The sequence below is a fragment of the Pseudomonas sp. P5_B3 genome, assembly GCF_056400405.1.
In genome coordinates this window covers 1-20,480 of record NZ_JBFULI010000055.1, presented here as the reverse complement: position 1 = coordinate 20,480, position 20,480 = coordinate 1, and the positions used below count along the sequence as shown (strand labels likewise).

The 20,480-nt window shown below is 60.0% G+C and carries 22 protein-coding genes; 13 read left to right on the top strand and 9 right to left on the bottom strand.

Going from position 1 to position 20,480, the window contains the following annotated elements; translation table 11 throughout:
- The first annotated feature begins 59 nt into the window (after nucleotides 1-59).
- From benA to AC1DRN_RS24795, 6 genes are all read left to right on the top strand, one after another.
- Entirely contained in the window at nucleotides 60-1,424 is a 1,365-nt protein-coding gene (gene benA / locus AC1DRN_RS24820) for a benzoate 1,2-dioxygenase large subunit (protein ID WP_223463153.1), read from the top strand.
- The gene (benB, locus tag AC1DRN_RS24815; protein ID WP_108218028.1) at nucleotides 1,421-1,909 is read left to right on the top strand and encodes a benzoate 1,2-dioxygenase small subunit; all 489 of its coding nucleotides are present in this window, start codon (nucleotides 1,421-1,423) and stop codon (nucleotides 1,907-1,909) included. The genes benA and benB overlap by 4 nt, the downstream gene beginning before the upstream one ends.
- Nucleotides 1,910-1,919: 10 nt before the next feature.
- Nucleotides 1,920-2,933, top strand: coding sequence for a benzoate 1,2-dioxygenase electron transfer component BenC (gene benC, locus AC1DRN_RS24810; RefSeq protein WP_223463152.1), 1,014 nt, complete (start codon nucleotides 1,920-1,922; stop codon nucleotides 2,931-2,933).
- Between the two features lie 205 nt (nucleotides 2,934-3,138).
- Nucleotides 3,139-3,912 (top strand): 1,6-dihydroxycyclohexa-2,4-diene-1-carboxylate dehydrogenase, encoded by a 774-nt coding sequence (locus AC1DRN_RS24805; protein WP_223463151.1) that lies wholly within the window; start codon nucleotides 3,139-3,141, stop codon nucleotides 3,910-3,912.
- Between the two features lie 45 nt (nucleotides 3,913-3,957).
- Entirely contained in the window at nucleotides 3,958-4,656 is a 699-nt protein-coding gene (locus AC1DRN_RS24800) for an alpha/beta hydrolase (RefSeq protein WP_223463150.1), read from the top strand.
- Nucleotides 4,657-4,773: 117 nt separating this feature from the next.
- A complete protein-coding gene (locus AC1DRN_RS24795; protein ID WP_223463149.1) occupies nucleotides 4,774-4,974 on the top strand; it encodes a DUF2188 domain-containing protein in 201 nt (66 codons plus the stop codon).
- A 50-nt stretch (nucleotides 4,975-5,024) separates the two neighbouring features.
- On the opposite strand, the gene osmE is transcribed toward AC1DRN_RS24795, so the two are convergent.
- Both osmE and AC1DRN_RS24785 read right to left on the bottom strand, forming a co-directional pair.
- Entirely contained in the window at nucleotides 5,025-5,375 is a 351-nt protein-coding gene (osmE, locus tag AC1DRN_RS24790; RefSeq protein ID WP_223463148.1) for an osmotically-inducible lipoprotein OsmE, read from the bottom strand.
- Nucleotides 5,376-5,388: 13 nt separating this feature from the next.
- Nucleotides 5,389-5,628, bottom strand: a complete 240-nt coding sequence (locus AC1DRN_RS24785; protein WP_108218034.1) for a hypothetical protein — start codon at nucleotides 5,626-5,628, stop codon at nucleotides 5,389-5,391.
- 268 nt (nucleotides 5,629-5,896) lie between these two features.
- Here AC1DRN_RS24785 and AC1DRN_RS24780 point away from each other — a divergent pair, with 268 nt between their 5' ends.
- Nucleotides 5,897-6,232 carry a hypothetical protein gene (locus tag AC1DRN_RS24780; protein ID WP_223463147.1) on the top strand — a complete coding sequence of 112 codons (336 nt, stop codon included), beginning with the start codon at nucleotides 5,897-5,899 and terminating at the stop codon, nucleotides 6,230-6,232.
- A 96-nt stretch (nucleotides 6,233-6,328) separates the two neighbouring features.
- Here AC1DRN_RS24780 and AC1DRN_RS24775 read toward each other — a convergent pair whose 3' ends face one another.
- Entirely contained in the window at nucleotides 6,329-6,889 is a 561-nt protein-coding gene (locus tag AC1DRN_RS24775) for an RrF2 family transcriptional regulator (RefSeq protein WP_223463146.1), read from the bottom strand.
- Between the two features lie 312 nt (nucleotides 6,890-7,201).
- Here AC1DRN_RS24775 and AC1DRN_RS24770 point away from each other — a divergent pair, with 312 nt between their 5' ends.
- The 4 genes from AC1DRN_RS24770 to AC1DRN_RS24755 all read left to right on the top strand — a co-directional run bounded on the left by AC1DRN_RS24770 (nucleotide 7,202) and on the right by AC1DRN_RS24755 (nucleotide 11,779).
- The gene (locus AC1DRN_RS24770) at nucleotides 7,202-8,404 is read left to right on the top strand and encodes an NAD(P)/FAD-dependent oxidoreductase (RefSeq protein ID WP_223463145.1); all 1,203 of its coding nucleotides are present in this window, start codon (nucleotides 7,202-7,204) and stop codon (nucleotides 8,402-8,404) included.
- Nucleotides 8,405-8,542: 138 nt separating this feature from the next.
- Nucleotides 8,543-9,832, top strand: a complete 1,290-nt coding sequence (locus AC1DRN_RS24765) for an NAD(P)/FAD-dependent oxidoreductase (RefSeq protein WP_223463144.1) — start codon at nucleotides 8,543-8,545, stop codon at nucleotides 9,830-9,832.
- 25 nt (nucleotides 9,833-9,857) lie between these two features.
- A complete protein-coding gene (locus AC1DRN_RS24760; protein ID WP_223463143.1) occupies nucleotides 9,858-10,412 on the top strand; it encodes a helix-turn-helix domain-containing protein in 555 nt (184 codons plus the stop codon).
- A gap of 20 nt (nucleotides 10,413-10,432) precedes the next feature.
- A complete protein-coding gene (locus AC1DRN_RS24755; protein ID WP_223463142.1) occupies nucleotides 10,433-11,779 on the top strand; it encodes a glutamine synthetase family protein in 1,347 nt (448 codons plus the stop codon).
- Nucleotides 11,780-11,962: 183 nt separating this feature from the next.
- Here the strand turns inward: AC1DRN_RS24755 and AC1DRN_RS24750 are convergent, their stop codons facing one another.
- The 5 genes from AC1DRN_RS24750 to AC1DRN_RS24730 all read right to left on the bottom strand — a co-directional run bounded on the left by AC1DRN_RS24750 (nucleotide 11,963) and on the right by AC1DRN_RS24730 (nucleotide 16,212).
- Complete coding sequence (locus tag AC1DRN_RS24750; protein WP_223463141.1) at nucleotides 11,963-13,327, bottom strand: purine-cytosine permease family protein; 1,365 nt, start codon at nucleotides 13,325-13,327, stop codon at nucleotides 11,963-11,965.
- Nucleotides 13,328-13,332: 5 nt separating this feature from the next.
- Nucleotides 13,333-14,010 (bottom strand): cysteine hydrolase family protein, encoded by a 678-nt coding sequence (locus tag AC1DRN_RS24745; protein ID WP_223463140.1) that lies wholly within the window; start codon nucleotides 14,008-14,010, stop codon nucleotides 13,333-13,335.
- 90 nt (nucleotides 14,011-14,100) lie between these two features.
- A complete protein-coding gene (locus tag AC1DRN_RS24740) occupies nucleotides 14,101-14,250 on the bottom strand; it encodes a hypothetical protein (RefSeq protein ID WP_223463169.1) in 150 nt (49 codons plus the stop codon).
- Between the two features lie 297 nt (nucleotides 14,251-14,547).
- Nucleotides 14,548-15,591 carry an LLM class flavin-dependent oxidoreductase gene (locus tag AC1DRN_RS24735; RefSeq protein WP_223463139.1) on the bottom strand — a complete coding sequence of 348 codons (1,044 nt, stop codon included), beginning with the start codon at nucleotides 15,589-15,591 and terminating at the stop codon, nucleotides 14,548-14,550.
- Nucleotides 15,592-15,726: 135 nt separating this feature from the next.
- Nucleotides 15,727-16,212 carry a flavin reductase family protein gene (locus tag AC1DRN_RS24730; protein WP_008000480.1) on the bottom strand — a complete coding sequence of 162 codons (486 nt, stop codon included), beginning with the start codon at nucleotides 16,210-16,212 and terminating at the stop codon, nucleotides 15,727-15,729.
- A 324-nt stretch (nucleotides 16,213-16,536) separates the two neighbouring features.
- Here AC1DRN_RS24730 and AC1DRN_RS24725 point away from each other — a divergent pair, with 324 nt between their 5' ends.
- Entirely contained in the window at nucleotides 16,537-17,943 is a 1,407-nt protein-coding gene (locus AC1DRN_RS24725; RefSeq protein WP_223463138.1) for a purine-cytosine permease family protein, read from the top strand.
- A 142-nt stretch (nucleotides 17,944-18,085) separates the two neighbouring features.
- Here the strand turns inward: AC1DRN_RS24725 and AC1DRN_RS24720 are convergent, their stop codons facing one another.
- Entirely contained in the window at nucleotides 18,086-18,706 is a 621-nt protein-coding gene (locus AC1DRN_RS24720) for a glutathione S-transferase family protein (RefSeq protein ID WP_223463137.1), read from the bottom strand.
- Between the two features lie 536 nt (nucleotides 18,707-19,242).
- Here AC1DRN_RS24720 and AC1DRN_RS24715 point away from each other — a divergent pair.
- The gene (locus tag AC1DRN_RS24715; protein ID WP_223463136.1) at nucleotides 19,243-20,343 is read left to right on the top strand and encodes a polyamine ABC transporter substrate-binding protein; all 1,101 of its coding nucleotides are present in this window, start codon (nucleotides 19,243-19,245) and stop codon (nucleotides 20,341-20,343) included.
- The last annotated feature ends 137 nt before the right edge of the window (nucleotides 20,344-20,480 follow it).

The window sequence follows — 20,480 nt, the reverse complement described above, 5'->3', positions numbered from 1 at the left end:
AGCCTGACCCCCCGTCCTAGCATGGCCCTGCCTGAACAATAACAATGGAGGCGGCGGCCATGTCCCTGCGACCCGAATATTTGCATTCCCTGCTTGAAGACGATCCCGAGCAGGGCCTCTATCGCTGCAAGCGCGAGATGTTCACCGACCCCCGGTTGTTCGATCTGGAGATGCAGCACATCTTCGAGGGCAACTGGCTCTACCTGGCACACGAAAGCCAGATTCCCAATATCAACGATTTCTACACCACCACCATGGGGCGCCAGTCGATCTTCATCGCACGCAACAAGGACGGTGTACTCAACGCCTTCATCAATGCCTGCAGCCACCGCGGCGCGACCCTGTGCCGGCACAAGTCCGGCAACAAGAGCTCCTACACCTGCCCGTTCCACGGCTGGACCTTCAACAACTCCGGCAAGCTGCTAAAGGTCAAGGATCCGGCCAACGCCGGCTACCCGGCGAGCTTCAACTGCGAAGGCTCCCACGACCTGACCCGCGTCGCGCGTTTCGAGTCCTATCGCGGCTTCCTGTTCGGCAGCCTCAAGGCCGATGTGCTGCCACTGGTCGAGCACCTGGGCGAGTCGGCGAAGATCATCGACATGATCGTCGATCAGTCGCCTGATGGCCTGGAAGTGCTGCGTGGTTCTTCGAGCTACATCTACGAAGGCAACTGGAAACTCACCGCCGAAAACGGCGCCGACGGCTACCACGTCAGCTCCGTGCACTGGAACTACGCGGCTACCCAGAATCAGCGCAAGCAGCGCGAGGCCGGCGACAGCAATCCGACCATGAGCGCCGGCAGCTGGGCCAAGCAGGGTGGTGGTTTCTATTCCTTCGACAAGGGCCACATGCTGCTCTGGACCCGCTGGGCCAACCCCGAGGACCGTCCGCTGTACGAGCGTCGCGACGAACTGGCGCAAGACTTCGGCAAGGCCCGCGCCGACTGGATGATCGAGAACTCGCGCAATTTGTGCCTTTACCCCAACGTGTACCTGATGGACCAGTTCAGCTCGCAGATCCGCATCGCCCGGCCGATCTCGGTCAACCGCACGGAAATCACCATTTACTGCATCGCCCCCAAGGGCGAGAGCGACCACGCCCGTTCCAGCCGGATTCGTCAGTACGAGGACTTCTTCAACGTCAGCGGCATGGCCACTCCGGACGACCTGGAAGAATTCCGCTCCTGCCAGACCAGCTATCAGGGCAGCGTCACCACCTGGAACGACATGTCCCGTGGTGCCGAGCACTGGATCGAAGGCGCTGACGAGGCCGCCAAAGAGATTGACCTGCACCCGTTGCTCAGTGGCGTACGCACCGAAGACGAAGGTCTGTTCGTGCTGCAACACAAGTACTGGCAGCAGACCATGCTCAAGGCCCTGGCTGATGAGCAATCGGAACTGATCGCCGTGGAGGACGTGCAATGACCATCACCTACGACAGCGTGCGTGATTTTCTCTACCGCGAAGCGCGCTACCTCGACGATCGGCAGTGGGACGAATGGCTGGAACTGTATGCCCCGGACGCGACGTACTGGATGCCGTCCTGGGACGACAATGACGAATTGACCGAGGACCCACAGCGGGAAATCTCGCTGATCTGGTACGGCAACCGCACGGGCCTGGAAGACCGCATCTTCCGCATCAAGACCGAGCGCTCCAGCGCCAGCGTGCCGGACACCCGCACCTCCCACAACATCAGCAACATCGAGCTGCTTGAACAGGCTGACGGATTGTGCAAGGTGCGCTTCAACTGGCACACCCTGAGCTTTCGCTACAAAACCGTCGACAGCTATTTCGGCAGCAGTTTCTACACCCTCGACGTGCGCGGTGAAAACCCGTTGATCAAGGCCAAGAAAGTGATCCTGAAGAACGACTACGTTCGTCAGGTCATCGATGTTTACCACCTGTGAGGCGGCCGTCATGACCCATTCCATTGCATTCAACTTTGAAGACGGCGTCACCCGATTCATCGACGCAAATGCCGGCGAAACCGTGGCCGATGCCGCGTACCGCCAGGGCATCAATATTCCGCTGGACTGCCGCGACGGTGCCTGCGGTACCTGCAAATGTTTTGCCGAAGCCGGCACTTACGATCTTGGTGAGGAATACATCGAAGACGCCCTCAGCCCTGAAGAGGCCGAGCAGGGTTTTGTCCTGACCTGCCAGATGCGCGCCCAAAGCGATTGCGTGGTGCGGGTGCCGACCTCCTCGGAGGTCTGCCGCACCCGTCAGGCCAGTTTTGAGGCGACCATCAGCGCCGTGCGCCAGTTGTCCGACAGCACCATCGCGCTGTCGATCAAGGGCGAGGCCTTGAGCAAACTGGCGTTCCTGCCGGGGCAGTACGTGAACCTGGGGATTCCCGGCAGCGAGCAGACCCGCGCCTATTCCTTCAGTTCGTTGCAGCGCGACGGTGAGGTCAGTTTCCTGATCCGCAACGTACCCGGCGGCCTGATGAGCAGCTTCCTGACCGGCATGGCCAAGGCCGGCGACAGCATGAGCCTGGCTGGCCCCTTGGGCAGCTTCTACCTGCGGGACATCCGTCGGCCGCTCTTGCTGCTGGCCGGTGGCACCGGGCTGGCGCCGTTCACCGCGATGCTGGAGAGGATCGCCGAGCAGGGCAGCGATCATCCGCTGCATCTGATCTACGGCGTGACCCACGATTTCGACTTGGTGGAAATCGACCGCCTCGAAGCCTTTGCCGCGCGCATCCCCAACTTCACCTTCAGCGCTTGCGTCGCCAGCCCCGAGAGCCGGCACCCGCTCAAGGGCTACGTGACCCAGCACATCGAGCCAAAGCATTTGAACGATGGCGACGTCGACGTCTACCTGTGCGGCCCGCCGCCGATGGTCGAGGCCGTCAGCCAGTTCATCCGCGAACAGGGCATCGCGCCTGCCAACTTTTACTACGAAAAATTTGCCGCCAGCGCGGCTTGAGTCGCCCCAATGTGGGAGCGGGCGACCGCAGATTTTGTGCACGACACAGATCCAGTGTGGGAGCGAGCTTGCTCCGGGCGGCGTTCCGACGATGGCGTCCTGCCAGGCAACATCAATGCTGAATGTTCCGGCCTCATCGCGAGCAAGCTCGCTCCCACACTGGATCTGTGTCGTCCGGGATGCCAATTTTCGTCATGAGGTACACATGAACAGATTTCAAGACAAAGTCGCACTGATCACCGGCGCTGCCCAAGGCATCGGGCGGCGGGTGGCCGAGCGCATGGCCGCCGAAGGGGCGAAGCTGATCCTGGTGGATCGCTCCGACCTGGTGTTCGAAGTCCAGCAGCAGTTGGCGCCAACCACCCAGGTACTGGCCCTGACCGCCGACCTGGAGCAATACGAGGAATGCAGCCGGGTGATGCAAACCGCCGTCGAGCGCTTCGATCGCCTCGACGTGTTGGTCAATAACGTCGGCGGGACGATCTGGGCCAAGCCGTTCGAGCACTATGAAGTGTCGCAGATCGAGGCCGAGGTTCGCCGTTCGCTGTTCCCGACCTTGTGGTGTTGCCATGCGGCGCTGCCGTTCATGCTGGAGCAGGGCAGCGGGGCGATCGTCAACGTATCCTCCATCGCCACCCGCAGCCTCAATCGCGTGCCCTACGGTGCGGCAAAGGGTGGGGTCAATGCGTTGACCGCTTGTCTGGCATTCGAAACCGCCGGTCGTGGCGTGCGGGTCAACGCCACTGCACCTGGCGGCACCGAAGCACCGCCGCGACGCATACCCCGCAACGGTGCCGAGCAGAGTGAGCAGGAAAAGCTCTGGTACCAGCAGATCGTCGACCAGACCCTCGACAGCAGTTTGATGAAACGCTACGGCACCCTGGATGAGCAGGCGGGGGCTATTCTGTTTCTGGCCAGCGACGAAGCGTCCTATATCACCGGCATGGTCATGCCCGTGGGCGGCGGCGATCAGGGCTGAGGCGAGCGACAGACAACCCCATCCGCAAACAACGGAGTCATGGTGATGAGTGACAAACCCACGATCGTGCTGGTCCATGGTTTTTGGGGCGGCGCTGCCCACTGGAACAAGGTCATCGTCAAATTGCTCGGCCGGGGTGACACGAACATTCGTGCCGTCGAGTTACCGCTGACTTCGCTGGCGGATGATGCCGAGCGTACGCGCAAGATGGTCGCCCAGGTGCCGGGGCCGGTGCTGCTGGTGGGGCATTCCTATGGCGGTGCAGTGATCACTGAAGCGGGTGATTTACCGAATGTGGTTGGCCTGGTGTATATCGCCGCGTTCGCGCCGGACGCCGGTGAAAGCCCCGGTGGCATTACGCAACGGCATCTGCCAGCGGCGGCGGCCAACCTGGCTCCCGACAGCGACGGTTATCTGTGGGTCAAGCCAGAGCTCTATCACGAAAGCTTTTGTCAGGACCTGCCGGCGACCGAAGGATTGGTCATGGGCCTCACCCAGAAAGCGCCGCTGGCCAGTACCTTCGGTGACACCATTGGCACGGTGGCCTGGAAGAAAAAACCATCGTGGTATCAGATTTCGACCGGGGACCGGATGATCGCTCCACAAAACCAGCAATGGATGGCTGAGCGGCTGAACGCCCGGGAGATTCTGACCTTGACTGCCAGCCATGCGTCCCTGGCGTCGATGCCCGCCGAAGTGGCGGCATTGATCGACAGGGCAGCGACGGCGTTGGCCAAGGGTTAGGGTCCAAGTGCAACCGGATTCGGGAATTTCCATGGCGATGTCTGGTCGGTATTTTGGAGAAGGGCGGGTGTAAGGTAAGCAAGTCAACCTGATTTCACTGTCCAGGAGGAGGTGACTATGAGCGTTCCGATGCTGAACAAAATGCACATGAACGGCTATGACGTACTCAGAGTGAGCAACGGGCCCTGGCGGGTATGTACCCAGGGAGACCGACTGGGTTCATTTGACAGTCGGGAAGAAGCGCTGGCGTTTGCCGCGTCGCTGCCCGGCTACAGGGCTCGTGCCGGCAGGCCTGCGCGCAGCCATCAAGCAAAGTGAATCCAGCCCGAAGCCCCGGTTCTCCGGGGCTTCTTCATGATGCAACGGCGCTAGTAACCACCGCCTCCGCTGGGGCGGGAGGGTTCTCGAGCCTTTTGCTGCATGTGGCTCCATTCCGCGCACGTCATAAAGCTTTTGTGGTCGACCATGCCCCGGCCGTCAAAGCTGACATTGAACGCTTGTTGATGACCGGACTGAGTCAGTTTGTAGTCGAAGCACGTACCGGGTTCGACGGTACGACCGGTGACCGCCAGGGGCTGGCCGCCGATTTGCCGGACTTGCTCCTGTGTCATGCCGGTGTCGACTTTTGCGACCAGCGGCTGGTCCTGGTAGATCGAGTTGGTGCTGCAGCCTGCCAACGCGGTCAGTGCGACAACCAGCGTGAATAGAGGCCTGTTCATGGCAGCGCTCCCGCTATTGAGCCTTGTTGCGGCTAATGACCTTGGCTTTCACTTCCTCGGCATAGCCGGACAGTTTTTCTTCATCACCCTGAAATAAAGAACACAGTCTTTGCACGGCTTGCGCGTCGGCTTCGCTCCCGAGCAGGCGCAATTGCTCCTCGATGCGCAACAGTTCCACTGCCGACCAGCGCAAATCTGACGCCAGCCCTTGCAGATCACGCCGAAGTTCCTGTTCCGATTCGTTAAGCCACATGATGACCTCCTGAACTCTGCACACCGAAATTTTAGACCTGTTTGCCGGGCTGGATGTTGTGTTTGTCTGAATCGGCGGGGTTTCCTTTGGTCGGGAATTAAAAGTGAACGAGAAAATACGCTGTCCTGCTCAAGAAAGATGGTTGGCGTATCTGAACTCAAGGAACTAACCGGGGGAGCCGATATCAATGACGGTCGCTGAATCGTTGAGGATGGATGTACGGACGACGGCGAGCTACATTTTCTCTTTTCGAATTTAAGGAATCCACATGCGGATGTTGATGGGGGGAGTCGTGCTGGCGTTGCTGGCCGGATGTTCGTTGCCAGCGTCACTGGTACCGGGCGAGCCGAATGTCAGCAAGCACAGCGCGAAGACGCCAAAAGAGTATGCGGCGTGCGTTTTACCGGCCTGGCAAAAGGAAGTAGCGAATACCACCCAGGTTTCGATATCCAACGGATTCCGTATCACCGCGCCCAGTGTGATCACGGCCGACGAAGTGCTGGATATCGTGAAGTACAAGGACGGCAGCCGGATTTCGCTGTATCAGGGGCCACCTTGGGCCAAATCCGGCGATCTGCGCAAAATCGTGCACGACTGCTTGTAAACGCGGGAGAGTGAGAATCGGTCGCCGACTGCTTTTCGCCGAATCGAGAAAAAACCGGATGCCTGGTGTGCATCCGGTTTTTTTTTTGTGTGTGAATCAGTCTGAAAGATTGGTTGTCGGGATGATCTGCTCGCTGGCCTGAGCGCCACTTTTGCGTTCCCGACGTTCGTTCATCCAGCTTTCCACTTTTACGCCGAATTCCGGCGGGGCTTTGCGCCCGAATTTCCTGGCAATGTCCAGGATGGTTTGTTGGGCGAGGGCCTCTTCCATGCGTTTTTGCGCAACCATCATCGCACCATGGATCGCACACATTCCGTCCAATGCCCATTCAGGCGGTGCGCCGTCAAACACTGCGCAACGGCCACGGATCTCCCGGCAATCGAAAATCGATTTGCGACCGTCGATGGCGTTGACGATATCCAGCAAGGTGATTTCGTCAGCGGGGCGGGCCAGCTTGAAGCCACCGCGCACGCCTTCGGTGGCGACCACCAGTCTGGCCTTGGCCAGTTTGGTGAAGATTTTCGCCAGATAGTCCTGGGGGACACCTTGCAGATCGGCAAGGTCGCGCACGCTCGCCTCGCGCGAGTCGCCGCCATTACCCACCAGAAAAAGCAGGCAGTGGATGCCGTATTCGACACCCGCGCTGTAAAGAGACATGCAGATCTCCGACTGAATTAGTCGCAAATTTTAGCAGCCGAAAGCAAGTCAGGCAACGAATCCCTCCTCGTTCAATCTTTTTTCATGACAGCTAACGCATCTTCTGATGCGCTGAATACATGGGGTTCAGCTCAGGGATCAGGTTTTTCGATGGTGATCCTCGGTAAAAACCTGTTGCAGGTTTTAACTAGGATCAATACAGTCGTAGTTGTTGGGTCGCAGCGGCAGGCGCTTATCCGGGTACAACCCGACGGCGATCCTTGAACCCCTCAACGATTTTCAACACATGGTCATTCCCCCCAGGAGTCAAAAATGAAGCAGCACATTCTGGTAATCGGCGCAGGTTTCGGTGGCATGTGGACCGCTTTGAGTGCCACCCGCCTGTTCGACATTCACGGCCACAACGACGTTGAAGTGACCGTGCTGGCTCCCCAGGCCGAGCTGCGTGTGCGTCCGCGCTTCTACGAGCCGAACGCCCACCAACTGGCCGCGCCGATTGGCGACCTGTTCGATGCCGTAGGGGTCAAGTTCATCAAGGGCGCGGCGCAGACCATCGACGTCGGGCAAAAACAGGTCGGCTATGTCGATGCCACAGGTGCCCGACAAGTCTGCAGCTACGACAAACTCGTTCTGGCCACCGGCAGCCGCCTGGCTTCGCCGAACACGCCGGGCGTGGCCGAACATGCCTTCGACGTCGATCAGATCGAACAGGCCGTGCGTCTGGAAAACCACCTCAAGGCGCTGGCCAATCAGCCCGACAGCAAGGCGCGCAACACGGTGGTGGTGGCCGGTGGCGGTTTCACCGGGATCGAAACGGCGACTGAAATGCCGAGCCGCCTGCGGGCCATCCTCGGCGACCGTGCCGACATCAATGTGATCATCGTTGACCGCGGTGACAAAGTTGGCGGTTCGATGGGTGAGGAAATCGCCGAATCGATCGTCGAGGCCAGCCTGGCAACCGGCGTGCAATGGCACTTGAAAGCCTCGGTTGTGTCGGTCGATGCCAACGGCGTGACCCTGTCCGACGGTGCTCGCATCGACGCCAACACCGTGGTCTGGACCACCGGCGTTCGCGCCAGCTCCCTGACCGAGCAGATTCCGGCCGAGCGCGATCACCTGGGCCGCCTGCATGTCGACGCGCACCTGAAAGTCATTGGCCAGGACGATATCTTCGCCACCGGCGACGTCGCTTATGCAGCCAGCGACGAGATCGGCAACTACGCCTTGATGACCTGTCAGCACGCTATTTCGCTGGGCCGCCATGCCGGCAACAACGTCGCCGCGCAGCTTCTCGGTGTCGACCCGACGCCCTACAGCCAGCCAAAGTACGTGACCTGCCTCGATCTGGGCGCCTGGGGCGCAGTGTACACCGAGGGTTGGGACCGTCAGGTCAAGTTGGTCAAGCATGAAGCCAAGGCATTGAAGACTCAGATCAACACCCAGTGGATCTATCCGCCAGCAGCTGATCGTGTCGCTGCATTGGCTTCGGCGGATCCGATGATTCCTGTGGCCTGATTGATTCGAACATCGCGCCTGAATAAAAAAATCCCGTTCGGGTTCGCCTGAGCGGGATTTTTTACGTGTTGATTGCCTGTGTGAAATTTACCGTGTATTTTTTCATGAAATTAAAAATAGAAAATTTCACGAGGCCGTATGTTTCAGCAATCCACCCGGCATGTCGCCAGTTACTACGCCCATACCTGCGCCGATCGTCTGGTCGATCGAGCCGCACTGGAAGGTGAGCAAGACACCGAAGTGCTGATCATCGGGGCTGGTTTCAGTGGGTTGCACACGGCTTTGCGCCTGGCGCTGGCCGGCAAGCGCGTGACCCTGCTCGAAGCCAGCCGGGTGGCCTGGGCCGCTTCGGGGCGCAATGGCGGGCAGGCGATTCTCGGTTGGTCGTGCGACATGCCACCGCTGGAAGCGGCGCTGGGTTACGAACGGGCGCGGCGCTTGTGGGACGGCATGCGCTGGGCTGCGCGGGAACTGCGTGACTTGCCTGGCCGCCATGAGTTCGATTGCGACTACCGCGCCGGTCATCTGTGGACCTCGGTAATGCCCCGTCGGGTAGGCCTGCTGACCGAATGGCAACACGAGGCCAGCCACAAGTGGGGCCACGACAAACTGCAATTTATCGAGCGCAGTGAATTGCCCCAGTGGGTTGCCAGCGAGCGTTATCAGGCCGGCCTGTTCGATCCCGAGGGCGGGCATTTGAATCCGCTGAAACTGGCCCTCGGCCTTGCCGATGCGATCGAGCGCGCCGGTGGCCGCATCCACGAGCAAAGCAAGGCGCTGAGCTATGGCGAGGAGGGCGACGGGATTGTGGTGACCACCGAGCGCGGTCGTATTCGCGCCGACGTGCTGGTGCTGGCGTGCAACGCTTACCTCGACCGACTCGACCCGCAACTGGCGAGTTGCGTGTTGCCGGTCGGGACGTATCAGGTCGCGACTGCGCCGCTGACGAAGGAGCAAGCCACCGCGCTGCTGCCGAGCAACGTGTGTGTTACCGACAACCAGTTCGTGCTCGATTATTTCCGCCGTACCCCGGACAACCGCCTGCTGTTCGGAGGTGGTTGCACCTACCTGGGTGGGATGCCCAAGGACATCGCCGCGGCGACCCGGCCGTTCCTGGAGCGGGTGTTCCCACAACTCATGGGCGTCGAACTGGAGTTTGCCTGGGGCGGACACATCGACCTGACCCTCAAGCGCACACCGGATATCGGACGGCGCGGCGATCTTTACTGGATGCAGGGGTATTCCGGGCATGGCGTGTTGCCGACACTGGCCGCGGCGCGGGCGGTGTCCGACGCGATCCTCGGTCAGCCCGACGAGTTGTCCCTGTACCAGGGCCTGAACAACGGCAGTTTTCCCGGCGGCAAATACCTGGCCGCGCCGCTGGAAGCCATCGGCAAGGCCTGGTATCGACTGCGCGACAGCATTTGAAGCGACACTTTCTGGAAGCCTCAAGATGGACATGCAAGAAGAAATCTCGGCGCTGGCGATCCTGATCCAGGACCTGCGCAAACACAAAAAGTACACCCTGAAGGAACTGGCGGACAAAATCGGTCGCTCCGTGGGTTTTCTGTCCCAGGTCGAGCGCGGCCTGTCGCGCCCGACGGTGGCGGACTTGACCGCCATCAGCGAAACCCTCGGCGTGCCGACCACCTATTTCTACAGCCTGCCCAAACCCATGGCCTTGCCCTGGGTCACCCGCCCGGACGAGCGCCGCACGCTGTACTACGCCGACGGCATCACCGACATCCTCGTTTCACCAAAAATGCGCGCGTCCTTTTCGATGCTCGAAAGCCAACTGGAGCCCGGTGCCAGCAGCGGCGACCGGCACATGAAGGACAGCTCGGAGCAGGGCGGTTACGTCCTGGAAGGGGAACTGACCCTGTGGCTCGACGACAACGAACCGGTGACCCTGCATCCCGGCGACAGCTTTCAACTGGCCAGCCATGCGCACTGCCGCTACGGCAACCGGTCCGATCAACTGACCCGTGTGCTTTGGGTTTACACCTGATAACAACAAGGAATAAATCGATGGATGCTGTGTGCTCTGAACTGCTGGCCGAGGTTCGCAACTTCCGCCACTGCAACCCCGAAGTGCGTTATGTCGATCTGATCTCCCTGGACATTCCGGGGCATTTCTACGGCAAGCGCTACCCGATCGAGATGCTGGAAAAAGTCGCTGCCGGCAGTGCACTGAAGCTGCCGCAGAACTGCGTGTTGCTCGGCACCCAGGGCGGGCTGTTCAAGATCGGCGATTACTGCTTCAACGATGGTGACCCGGACGCGCTGCGCCGTTTGGTGCCCGGCACCTTGAAGCTGGTGACCTGGGAAAAGCAGCCTCTGGGCCAGATGTTGATCACCTCCGACGGCACGGACAAACCCATCGAATTCGAACCCCGTGAAGTGCTGGCGCGAGTGCTGGACCGGCTGCACCGTAAAGGCATTTTCCCGGTGGTGGCCTTCGAGCTGGAGTTTTACCTGTTCGACAGTCACTTGAAGGACGGCTTGCCGCAATTTCCCCGTGACGAACTGACCGGCGATGCCGACGATCAGCCGAACATGCACATCGAACGCTTGTCGCGCTTCGCCCCGGTGCTCGATGAAATGGTCGAGACCGCGCGATCCCAGGGCGTCGATGCCACGGTGATCACCGCCGAGCTCGGCCCGGGCCAGTTCGAAATCAACTTCGGCCATTGCGATGACGGCCTGCGCGCCGCCGACTGGGCGGCCCTGTTCTGCCGCAGCACCCGGGGCGTGGCGCTCAAGCACAACTTGCGCGCCAGCTTCATGGCCAAACCTTACTTGCAGCACCCCGGCAGCGGCATGCACGTGCATGTCAGCCTGTATGACCAGGCCGGTAATAACCTGCTGGCGGCGAACGGCCAGCGGGCGCTGCGCCATGCGGTGGCAGGTTGCCTGGATGTGTTGCCGCACTGCATGCCGATCTTTGCCCCGAACCACAACGCCATGCGCCGCTTGAGCGCCACGGTGAACGTCGCGTCCCGCGCCAGTTGGGGTTTCGAGGATCGCGATGCCTGCTTGCGTATTCCGGAGTCGGACATCAAGAACCTGCGCATCGAACATCGCCTGGCCGGCGCCGACGCCAACCCCTATCTGGCGTTGGCGGCGATTCTGGTGGGGTTGGAGCAAGGCCTGGAAGGGGAGCGCGAGCCGATTGCACCGCTCAACGAAGACCGCAGCAGTGGCATCGATTTTCCGTTGGAAATGCTCGAAGCGGTGCAGGCCATGCAAAGTCATGCATCGCTGCGCGAAGGCTTGGGGGCGGAGTTTGTGGACGTCTACTGCGAAAACAAGCGTCAGGATCATCTGGCATTTCTGCATGACATCAGCGCGCGGGAGTATCGCTGGTTCCTGTAGTCGCCCTTAGAAAACATGTGGATATTGAAGGGGTTAGAAGGATTAGTAACTGGATAGTGAATAAAAATATCTTGTTACAGGCCGAAATATTCCGTAATATCCGCGCCGCGTTCACCACCACGGTTTATGCATTTTTAAATCCCAGGYGTCCATCAGCTGCCTGGGATTTTTTTTGCCTGAAATTCAGTCCGCCGCTGACTCCATCATCGGCGCACGCTTGCCGAGCTTCATCAGCCAGTAATAACTCAACGCCGGCACCAGCAACCCGACGATCCACGCCAGGTCCACCCCGTCCAGCACCGTGGCCACCGGGCCGACGTACAACGTGGTGTTCATGAACGGAATTTCCAGGGCAATCGCCAGCAGGAAACTGCCGCAGGCAATCCGGTTGACCCGTCCGTAGATCCCGTTCAGGTCGAAGATGTCGTCAATCCGGTACTGGCCTTTGCGCAGGCAGTAGTAGTCCACCAGATTGATCGCCGTCCACGGAATCAGGAAGTAGCTCATGAAGAAGATGAAGTTGAGGAAGAAGTTGATGAAGTCGTCCTGACTGATGGTGCACAGGGCCGTGGCCACCAGGCTGATCAGCAGCATGAACACACCGCGTACCCGCGGCGTCACCTTGAGCCGGGCAAAAGGCTCGATCACGGTGATGGTCGACATGAACGCGCCGTACAGGTTGAACACGTTGATCGACACCTGGCCGTAGACGATGAAGGCGAACAACAGCACCGCGCCAGTGCCGAACAGACCGGCGACATGCCCGCCGACATTGCTGGAGAAGTCACCGATGCCGACGCTCAGGATCGCCCCGAGAATCATCATCCACGCGCCACCGCTGACCGTGCCGGCGTAGCTGTACCAGAACACCTGGGCGGTCGACGTGTTGCTTGGCAGGTAGCGCGAGTAGTCGGCGACGTAAGGCGCATAGGACAGTTGCCAGGTCACGGCAATGCTCACCGCCACCAGGAACTTCGACAACGAGAAGCCGGTTGGCAGCCATTGTTCGGCCGGGATCGGCAACTGCAAGGCGAGCACCGTGGCGGCGACGAACACCACCAGCGACAGAATCGACAGTAGCTTCTGCAAGCGGTGAATCAACCGATAGCCATAGAGCGCGACGACGAAGCACAACGCGCCGATCAGGTAGATATTGCCGGACATCGGCAGCGGGCTGACGGACTCCAGCGCCTGGGCCGCGAGCAAGGTGTTGCTGACGAAGAAGCCCAGGTAGATCAGCATCACGAACAGCAGCGGTAACACCGCCCCTAGCACGCCGAATTGCGCCCGGCTCTGGATCATTTGCGGAATGCCCAGCTTCGGTCCCTGGGCCGAATGGGAGGCCATGAAAATCGCCCCCAGCAACGAGCCGATGATGATCGCCAGCGCACTCCAGAACAGGTTGAGCCCCATCACCACCGGCAACACGCCGGAGGCGATGGTGGTGATGTTCATGTTGGCGCCGAACCAGATATAGAACAGCGAACCCGGCTTGCCGTGGCGTTCGGTCTCGGGGATGAAATCGATGCTTCTTTTTTCGACTTGCATGACGATCACTCCTGAGTCCGGACGAGACGGGATTGCAGACGGGCGATGGTGCTTTGCAGTTCATGGGGCTGGTGGGCAAACAGGTCCGGCTGCTCGGGGACCAGGCTGATGTAATCGCGGTGTTCCAGGGCGCGCTGGCACTGGGTCGTGGTGAGGATTTCCAGCGCGTAGACCCAGTTGGCCAGGATCAGCAGGGCCGAGTAATGCCCGGCCCCGGTGGTCGTGGTGCAGGCATCGCTGACCAGGCGCACGCGATAACCCAGGGCGAAGGCATCGAACACGCTGGTCAGCACGCAGACGTCGGTCAGCACGCCGCAGACGATCAGCGTGTCGACCTCCATTGCCTTGAGTCGGGCATCGAGGTCGGTGCGGTGAAAGGCACTGTAACGGCCCTTGTCGATGATCAATTCACCGGGCTGTGGCGTCAGCGACCCGATGATTTCCACTTGCCGGGTGCCGGCGCGGTAACTGCCGGGGCCACCGTCGGCGGCCAGGGGTTCGCCGTGGGGCAGGTCACTGCCGTCGGCTTGATTGATGTGGCGGGTATAGATGACAGGCATCCGCTGATGGCGGGCGGTATCGAGCAGGGCGGCGGTATGGGCGACCACCCTGTCGAAGTTTTCCAGGACGAAGCCGTCCTCCTGCTGCATGTCGATGATCAACAGCACGTTGTTATTGTTCATTGGGCAAACCTGATCAAGGCGAAACACGATGCACCGTACGCGCCATGCAATGGCGAGACGCGGGGTGCGTGATTGGCTGTTCGGGTGGGCTCAGTGAACTATTTGCCAGAAGCCGTTCTGCTTGGCCGAAACGCTGGCGCGCAGGCGCTTGAAATGCAGGTGCGAAGCGGTCCATCCGCCGCGCAGGTAAGCCCGCGCGGCGCTGGAGGGAAGGGCGAGTGATGGGAGACGACCAGTCATCATTGGAATCGACCTTTGTAGGAGCGAGCTTGCGTTGAGGCCGGCACATCCAGCATTGATGTTGACTGACCCACCGCAATCGCGAGCAAGCTCGCTCCCACAGTTGATCTGTGCCGGATACGAAGCCTGTGTACACCCTCGAACATTGTGGGAGCGAGCTTGGTCCGGGCGGCGTTCCGACGATGAGGCCGGCACATCCAGCATTGATGTTGACTGACACTCCGCTATCGCGAGCAGGCTCCCACCGTTGAGGTGTGCTGCGCCCCGGCTTCGCGTCCGGGGAGCAGAGCGGCACAATCAGCGGAACGCTGGCACCACGTGCTTGATGAACAGCTCCAGGGATTTTTTCTTCTCCGCGTGGGGCAGGCTGTTATCGCACCAGAAGCTGAATTCGTCGACCCCCAGTTCCTGGTAGTACTTGATGCGCGGAATGATTTCTTCCGGGGTGCCGATCATGGCGGTCCTGTGCAGGCTTTCCAGTTCGAATTCCGGGCGACCGGCGAATTTCTCCTCCGGGCTCGGCGCGAGGAAGCCGTTGACCGGGGTGGTCTTGTTGCCGAACCAGGCATCGAAGGTGCGGTAGAACTTGGAGATCGCCTTGGCCCCGACTTGCCAGCCTTCTGGATCGTCAGCGGTGTGCACGTGGGTGTGACGCAGCACCATCAATTGCGGGCGCGGCACGCCAGGATTGTTGTCCAGGGCAGCCTGGAATTTGTTCTTCAGGTCGAGGACTTCTTCGTCGCCTTTCATCAGCGGCGTGACCATGACGTTACAGCCGTTGGCCACGGCGAAGTTGTGCGAGTCCGGATCGCGGGCGGCGATCCACATCGGTGGGTTCGGCTGCTGAATCGGCTTGGGCACGCTGGTGGAGGTCGGGAATTTCCAGATGTCGCCGTCATGGGCGTAGTCGCCGCTCCACAGTGCCCGCACCACCGGAACCATTTCCCGCAGCGCCTGGCCGCCGGAGGACGCTGGCATGCCGCCGGCCATGCGGTCGAACTCGATCTGGTAGGCACCACGGGCCAGACCCACTTCCATGCGCCCGTTGCTGATCACGTCGAGCAACGCGCATTCACCGGCCACCCGCAGCGGATGCCAGAACGGCGCGATGATGGTGCCGGCGCCCAGGTGAATGGTGGTGGTCTTGCCCGCCAGATAAGCCAGCAACGGCATCGGGCTTGGCGAGATGGTGTACTCCATGGAGTGGTGTTCGCCGATCCACACGGTGCTGAAACCACCGGCTTCGGCCATCAGGGTCAGTTCGGTCAGGTCTTCGAACAACTGGCGGTGGCTGACGCTTTCGTCCCAACGTTCCATGTGTACGAACAGGGAAAACTTCATGACGCTTACCTCGAATCTTTTGTTGTTGGCCTGTCGATCGCGGGCCTGTTGATTATTGGTATACCATAATACGAAATGTCTGCAAAACATTTCTCTCTGGTCAGTGAGCAACCTGTGGGAGCGCAATACCGGAGATCAGGCCAGAACGGGCAGGGCACCCATCTTGCCGTGGCAATACACCAGCGGCCCGCTGCTCTGCCGGGGCACGATCAGGTTTTTCACCGCGCCGACCATGATGGCGTGGTCACCGCCTTCATATTCGCGCCACAGCTCACATTCGATGACCGCCGTGGCGTTGGCCAGAATCGGGTTGCCCAACTCGCTGAGCGTCCACTCGATCCCCTGGGCCTTGTCCTTGCCTTTGCGTGCGAAAGCATAGGCTTCGTTTTGCTGGCCGCCGGAAAGCACGTGGATGGCGAAGCGCTTGTTCTTGATCAACACCGGGTAGGAATCGGAGCTGTAGTTGGGGCAGAACAACACCAGGGCCGGGTCCATCGACAGCGAGCTGAAGGCGCTGGCGGTCAGGCCGACGATTTGCCCGTCGTCATCCAGGGTGGTGATCACGGTCACTCCGGACGGGAACGAACCCATGACTTGTTTATAGATGGCGGCATCGATCATTGGACGGTCCTCGGGTGGTGTGACGCGTTTTTTATGTGTTTGTAGGTCTGATGGTATACCGTAATACATCGATTGCAAGGTCTTTTTAGGTGAACCGATAAACGTAAGGTGTTCGTCGGAAACCCAATGATTACGGGGTTTTCAGCTAGCAAGTGCTGACGTGAATCGGGCAGGATGCCGGCTCAGATGCTTGTTCAAAGACCGGATCAGTCTTGTTTAAAGTTTGGAATACCATAATATGGTTCGCATCTGAGGGGCGGCCAGAGAGTCCCCCCGGTTTGGCTTCATACAAAGATAAGAACAGACAAACTCGAGTTCATGCACATGTCCCAGATGTCCCGGCAAGATCCGTTGATCGAGAATCACACGGTCGACTACGTTCCACTCGCAGAGCGCCACGGGAAGGCCCGCGATCTTTTCACCCTGTGGTTCAGCACCAACATCGCGCCACTGCCCATCGTCACCGGCGCGATGGTGGTCCAGGTGTTCCACCTCAACCTGTTCTGGGGCTTGCTGGCGATTGCCCTCGGGCACATGGTCGGCGGTGTGGTGATTGCCCTCGCGTCCGCCCAGGGGCCGTGCATGGGCATTCCGCAGATGGTGCAGAGCCGTGGTCAGTTCGGCCGCTATGGCGCGCTGCTGATCGTGTTCTTCGCGGCGCTGATCTACATCGGTTTCTTCATTTCCAACATCGTGCTGGCAGGTAAATCGATTGTCGGCATTGCGCCGTCGGTTCCGGTGCCGGCCAGCATTCTCATCGGTGCCCTCAGTGCCACGGCGATCGGGGTGATTGGCTACCGCTTCATCCATACCCTCAACCGCATCGGCACCTGGGTGATGGGCAGTGCCTTGCTCGCCGGTTTCCTCTACATCTTCGCCCATGACTTGCCGGCGGACTTCTTCACTCGCGGCGGCTTCAACCTGTCCGGCTGGCTGGCCACGGTGTCGCTGGGCATCATCTGGCAAATCAGCTTCTCGCCGTACGTGTCGGACTACTCGCGCTACCTGCCGGCGGACATCGGCATCACCCGGCCGTTCTTTGCCACCTACCTGGGGGCGACCCTGGGCACGATCCTGTCGTTCACCTTCGGCGCCGTGGCGGTACTGGCAACCCCGGAAGGCACCGAGGCGATGGCGGCGGTCAAGCAGTCCACCGGTTGGCTGGGGCCGATCCTGATGGTGTTGTTCCTGCTCAACATCATCAGCCACAACGCCTTGAATCTGTATGGCGCGGTGCTGTCGATCATCACTTCGATCCAGACCTTCGCCAGCCAGTGGACGCCGAGCATCAAGGTGCGCGTGGTGTTGTCGGGCATCGTACTGGCGGGTTGCTGCGTGGTGGCGTTGGGCGCTTCGGCGAACTTCATTTCGCAGTTCATCGGCCTGATTCTTGCCCTGTTGCTGGTCTTGGTGCCGTGGGCCTCGATCAACCTGATCGACTTTTACCTGATCAAGCGTCGTCGCTATGACATCGCATCGATCTTCCGCGCTGACGGCGGCATCTACGGTCGCTTCAACCTGCACGCGATCATCGCTTACTTCATCGGCATCATCGTGCAGCTACCGTTCGCCAATACTTCGCTGTACGTCGGGCCATACGCCAACCTGGTCGAGGGCGCGGACCTGTCGTGGCTGGTGGGACTGGTGGTGACGTGTCCGTTGTATTACTGCCTCGCTACGCGAAGCCAGGCGCAGGAAAGCCGTTCGGTGAAGTTCGGCTACACCGATTGAACTAATGGAATGCTGCAGTTTGTAGGAGCGAGCCTGCTCGCGATGGACGTCAACGATAACGCGTGCTTACCGGTTAAACGCGGCGCACTTGAGTCCTTCGCGAGCAGGCTCGCTCCTACATAAGCGTCAGCACATCGACCACTCAGGAATGTTTGAACGCATTCAGGCCGCGTTGTACCGCCGGCCTGGCTTCGACGGTATCGAACCAGCGCGAAAGTTGCGCAAGCTCTTTCCATTCCAGTCGATCACGGAACGCTGTGGCGATGGTGAACGCCGAAATGTCGGCCATGGAGAACTGCGCTCCGGCCATGAACCCGGCAGTCAAAAAACTTTCCGCGTAAGTCAGTTGCTCGATCACCCGCAGATCGATGATCGCCGCCGCCTTGTCCTGCCCTGCCTGGTGCAGAAAAAACGCGGCCTGGCTGGGGGCGATGACATCGGTCACGAAAAAGAAATAGCGGTCAATCACCCGGATACGCTCAGGTCCGGGCTGCGCTGGTGCCAGCCGTCCCGGTGCCTTGGAGTCGGCGTACTGAATGATGGCGTTTGACTGGTTGATCACCAGCGCCGGTGTCGTACCGTGATCGATCAGGGTCGGGACTTTCCCGGCCGGGTTCAGCGCCAGGAAGGCCGGGCCACGGTGTTCCTGCGCATACAGGTCGAGCCTGCGTGCCGTGTAGGCGATGCCGGATTCTTCCAGGGCAATCGCGGCCCGCAGGCTGTTGCCGGTGTTCGCGCCGTACAGTTCGATTTGATCGTTCATGGGTCATTGCTCCTGTCGGGACACAGGCAGACACCGAACACTGCCGATGATGTCAGTATGATGAAAATCCGCCGCACCGAATTACAAAAACAGTGATCGTCCATACCCCAGCGCGACAAGCCTTATCCCTCCACGAAAACTACTTTCATCGCGTTTGATAATAGCCTCTCGGAATGTATTAAGCGTTTCACAGGCCATTCATCGAAGCCTCGTGATCTTGTTATTGGTGTAATGCGTAATAAGCAGCAGACAGGCTACGCAGGCATCGTCAGTTCGGACTAACCGAGGATTGATTGCCCCACTGCACCGATCAAAGCGGACACGTATTTTGGCCGCTTCGATCTCCTTTTGGCCTGCCTCACGCTGTCAACCGGCGCCGACGTCAGCAAGAATCAGACGCGGGTTGCCGAGTCGGCAACCCAAGGTCAAATCACAACCAGAAGCTTCACTTCCTTACCCTTGGCTATTTTCAAGATTGCTGCCGTGTACAGAACATAAAAACCATCGAACTCACGCCACACTTGGGGAAATGATCCATGGACTCAATGAAACGCATACTGGGCGCCAGCGTTTGCGGACTGTCGCTGCTGGCCGGCGCGGTGCACGCCGAACAGCACGAATTGCGGGTGTACAACTGGGCGGACTACATCCTGCCGTCCGTGCCCAAGGACTTCGCCAAGGACACCGGGATCAAGGTGACCTGGGACACCTTCGACACCAACGAGTCCCTGGAAGCCAAGCTGCTCACCGGCAACTCGGGCTACGATCTGGTGGTGCCATCGAACCAGTTCATCGAAACCCAGATCAAGGCGGGCGTGTTCCAGAAACTCGACAAGTCCAAACTGCCGAACTGGTCGCACCAGGACCCGGCACTGCTCAAGCTGCTGGACAAGAACGACCCCGGCAACCAGTACGGCGTGCCCTACATGTACGGCACCGTGCTGATCGGCTTCAACCCGGCCAAGGTCAAAGCGGCGCTGGGCGAGAATGCGCCGGTGGACAGCTGGGACCTGGTGTTCAAGCCCGAGAACATGGAGAAGCTCAAGGCCTGTGGCGTCGCCATGCTCGACTCGCCGTCGGAGATCCTGCCGCTGGCCCTGCATTACCTGGGGCTGGACCCGAATAGCCAGAACCCCGATGACTACGAAAAAGCCAAGGCGCTGATGCTCAAAGTCCGCCCTTACGTCACCTACTTCAACTCCGCCAAGTACATGACCGACATCGCCAATGGCGATATCTGCGTGGCCATCGGTTACTCCGGCAGCTTCTATCAATTCGGCAATCGCGCCAAGGAGGCGGGCAACGGCGTGGTCGTCGACTGGCGCCTGCCGAAGGAAGGCGCGCCGATCTGGTTCGACACCTTCGCCATCCCGAAAAGCGCGAAGAACGTCGCCGAGGCCCACGAATTCCTCAACAACCTGCTGGACCCGAAAGTCATCGCGCCGATCAGCGACTTCCTCGGTTACCCGAATGCCAACAAGGACTCGCTGGCGCTGATCGACAAGGACATCACCGGCAACCCGAACCTGACACCGACCAGCGAGGCGCTGAAGACGCTGTACGTCGTGCAGCCATTGCCGCAAAAGCTCGAGCGGGTGCGCACGCGGGTCTGGACCAGCATCAAGTCCGATCAGTAACACGGGGCTATTTATGCGAAATCCCTGTAGGAGCGAGCCTGCTCGCGAATGCGGAGTGTCAGTCGGTACAGGTGTCGACTGATCCACCGCCATCGCGAGCAAGCTCGCTCCCACAGGGGTATGGGTGTACACAAAAC

Excerpts from the sequence above, each read along its gene's own strand:
- benA (WP_223463153.1), top strand. The coding sequence starts at position 60 with ATGTCCCTGCGACCCGAATATTTGCATTCCCTGCTTGAAGACGATCCC.
- benB (WP_108218028.1), top strand. The coding sequence starts at position 1,421 with ATGACCATCACCTACGACAGCGTGCGTGATTTTCTCTACCGCGAAGCG.
- benC (WP_223463152.1), top strand. The coding sequence starts at position 1,920 with ATGACCCATTCCATTGCATTCAACTTTGAAGACGGCGTCACCCGATTC.
- AC1DRN_RS24805 (WP_223463151.1), top strand. The coding sequence starts at position 3,139 with ATGAACAGATTTCAAGACAAAGTCGCACTGATCACCGGCGCTGCCCAA.
- AC1DRN_RS24800 (WP_223463150.1), top strand. The coding sequence starts at position 3,958 with ATGAGTGACAAACCCACGATCGTGCTGGTCCATGGTTTTTGGGGCGGC.
- AC1DRN_RS24795 (WP_223463149.1), top strand. The coding sequence starts at position 4,774 with ATGAGCGTTCCGATGCTGAACAAAATGCACATGAACGGCTATGACGTA.
- osmE (WP_223463148.1), bottom strand. The coding sequence starts at position 5,375 with ATGAACAGGCCTCTATTCACGCTGGTTGTCGCACTGACCGCGTTGGCA.
- AC1DRN_RS24785 (WP_108218034.1), bottom strand. The coding sequence starts at position 5,628 with ATGTGGCTTAACGAATCGGAACAGGAACTTCGGCGTGATCTGCAAGGG.
- AC1DRN_RS24780 (WP_223463147.1), top strand. The coding sequence starts at position 5,897 with ATGCGGATGTTGATGGGGGGAGTCGTGCTGGCGTTGCTGGCCGGATGT.
- AC1DRN_RS24775 (WP_223463146.1), bottom strand. The coding sequence starts at position 6,889 with ATGTCTCTTTACAGCGCGGGTGTCGAATACGGCATCCACTGCCTGCTT.
- AC1DRN_RS24770 (WP_223463145.1), top strand. The coding sequence starts at position 7,202 with ATGAAGCAGCACATTCTGGTAATCGGCGCAGGTTTCGGTGGCATGTGG.
- AC1DRN_RS24765 (WP_223463144.1), top strand. The coding sequence starts at position 8,543 with ATGTTTCAGCAATCCACCCGGCATGTCGCCAGTTACTACGCCCATACC.
- AC1DRN_RS24760 (WP_223463143.1), top strand. The coding sequence starts at position 9,858 with ATGGACATGCAAGAAGAAATCTCGGCGCTGGCGATCCTGATCCAGGAC.
- AC1DRN_RS24755 (WP_223463142.1), top strand. The coding sequence starts at position 10,433 with ATGGATGCTGTGTGCTCTGAACTGCTGGCCGAGGTTCGCAACTTCCGC.
- AC1DRN_RS24750 (WP_223463141.1), bottom strand. The coding sequence starts at position 13,327 with ATGCAAGTCGAAAAAAGAAGCATCGATTTCATCCCCGAGACCGAACGC.
- AC1DRN_RS24745 (WP_223463140.1), bottom strand. The coding sequence starts at position 14,010 with ATGAACAATAACAACGTGCTGTTGATCATCGACATGCAGCAGGAGGAC.
- AC1DRN_RS24740 (WP_223463169.1), bottom strand. The coding sequence starts at position 14,250 with ATGACTGGTCGTCTCCCATCACTCGCCCTTCCCTCCAGCGCCGCGCGG.
- AC1DRN_RS24735 (WP_223463139.1), bottom strand. The coding sequence starts at position 15,591 with ATGAAGTTTTCCCTGTTCGTACACATGGAACGTTGGGACGAAAGCGTC.
- AC1DRN_RS24730 (WP_008000480.1), bottom strand. The coding sequence starts at position 16,212 with ATGATCGATGCCGCCATCTATAAACAAGTCATGGGTTCGTTCCCGTCC.
- AC1DRN_RS24725 (WP_223463138.1), top strand. The coding sequence starts at position 16,537 with ATGTCCCAGATGTCCCGGCAAGATCCGTTGATCGAGAATCACACGGTC.
- AC1DRN_RS24720 (WP_223463137.1), bottom strand. The coding sequence starts at position 18,706 with ATGAACGATCAAATCGAACTGTACGGCGCGAACACCGGCAACAGCCTG.
- AC1DRN_RS24715 (WP_223463136.1), top strand. The coding sequence starts at position 19,243 with ATGGACTCAATGAAACGCATACTGGGCGCCAGCGTTTGCGGACTGTCG.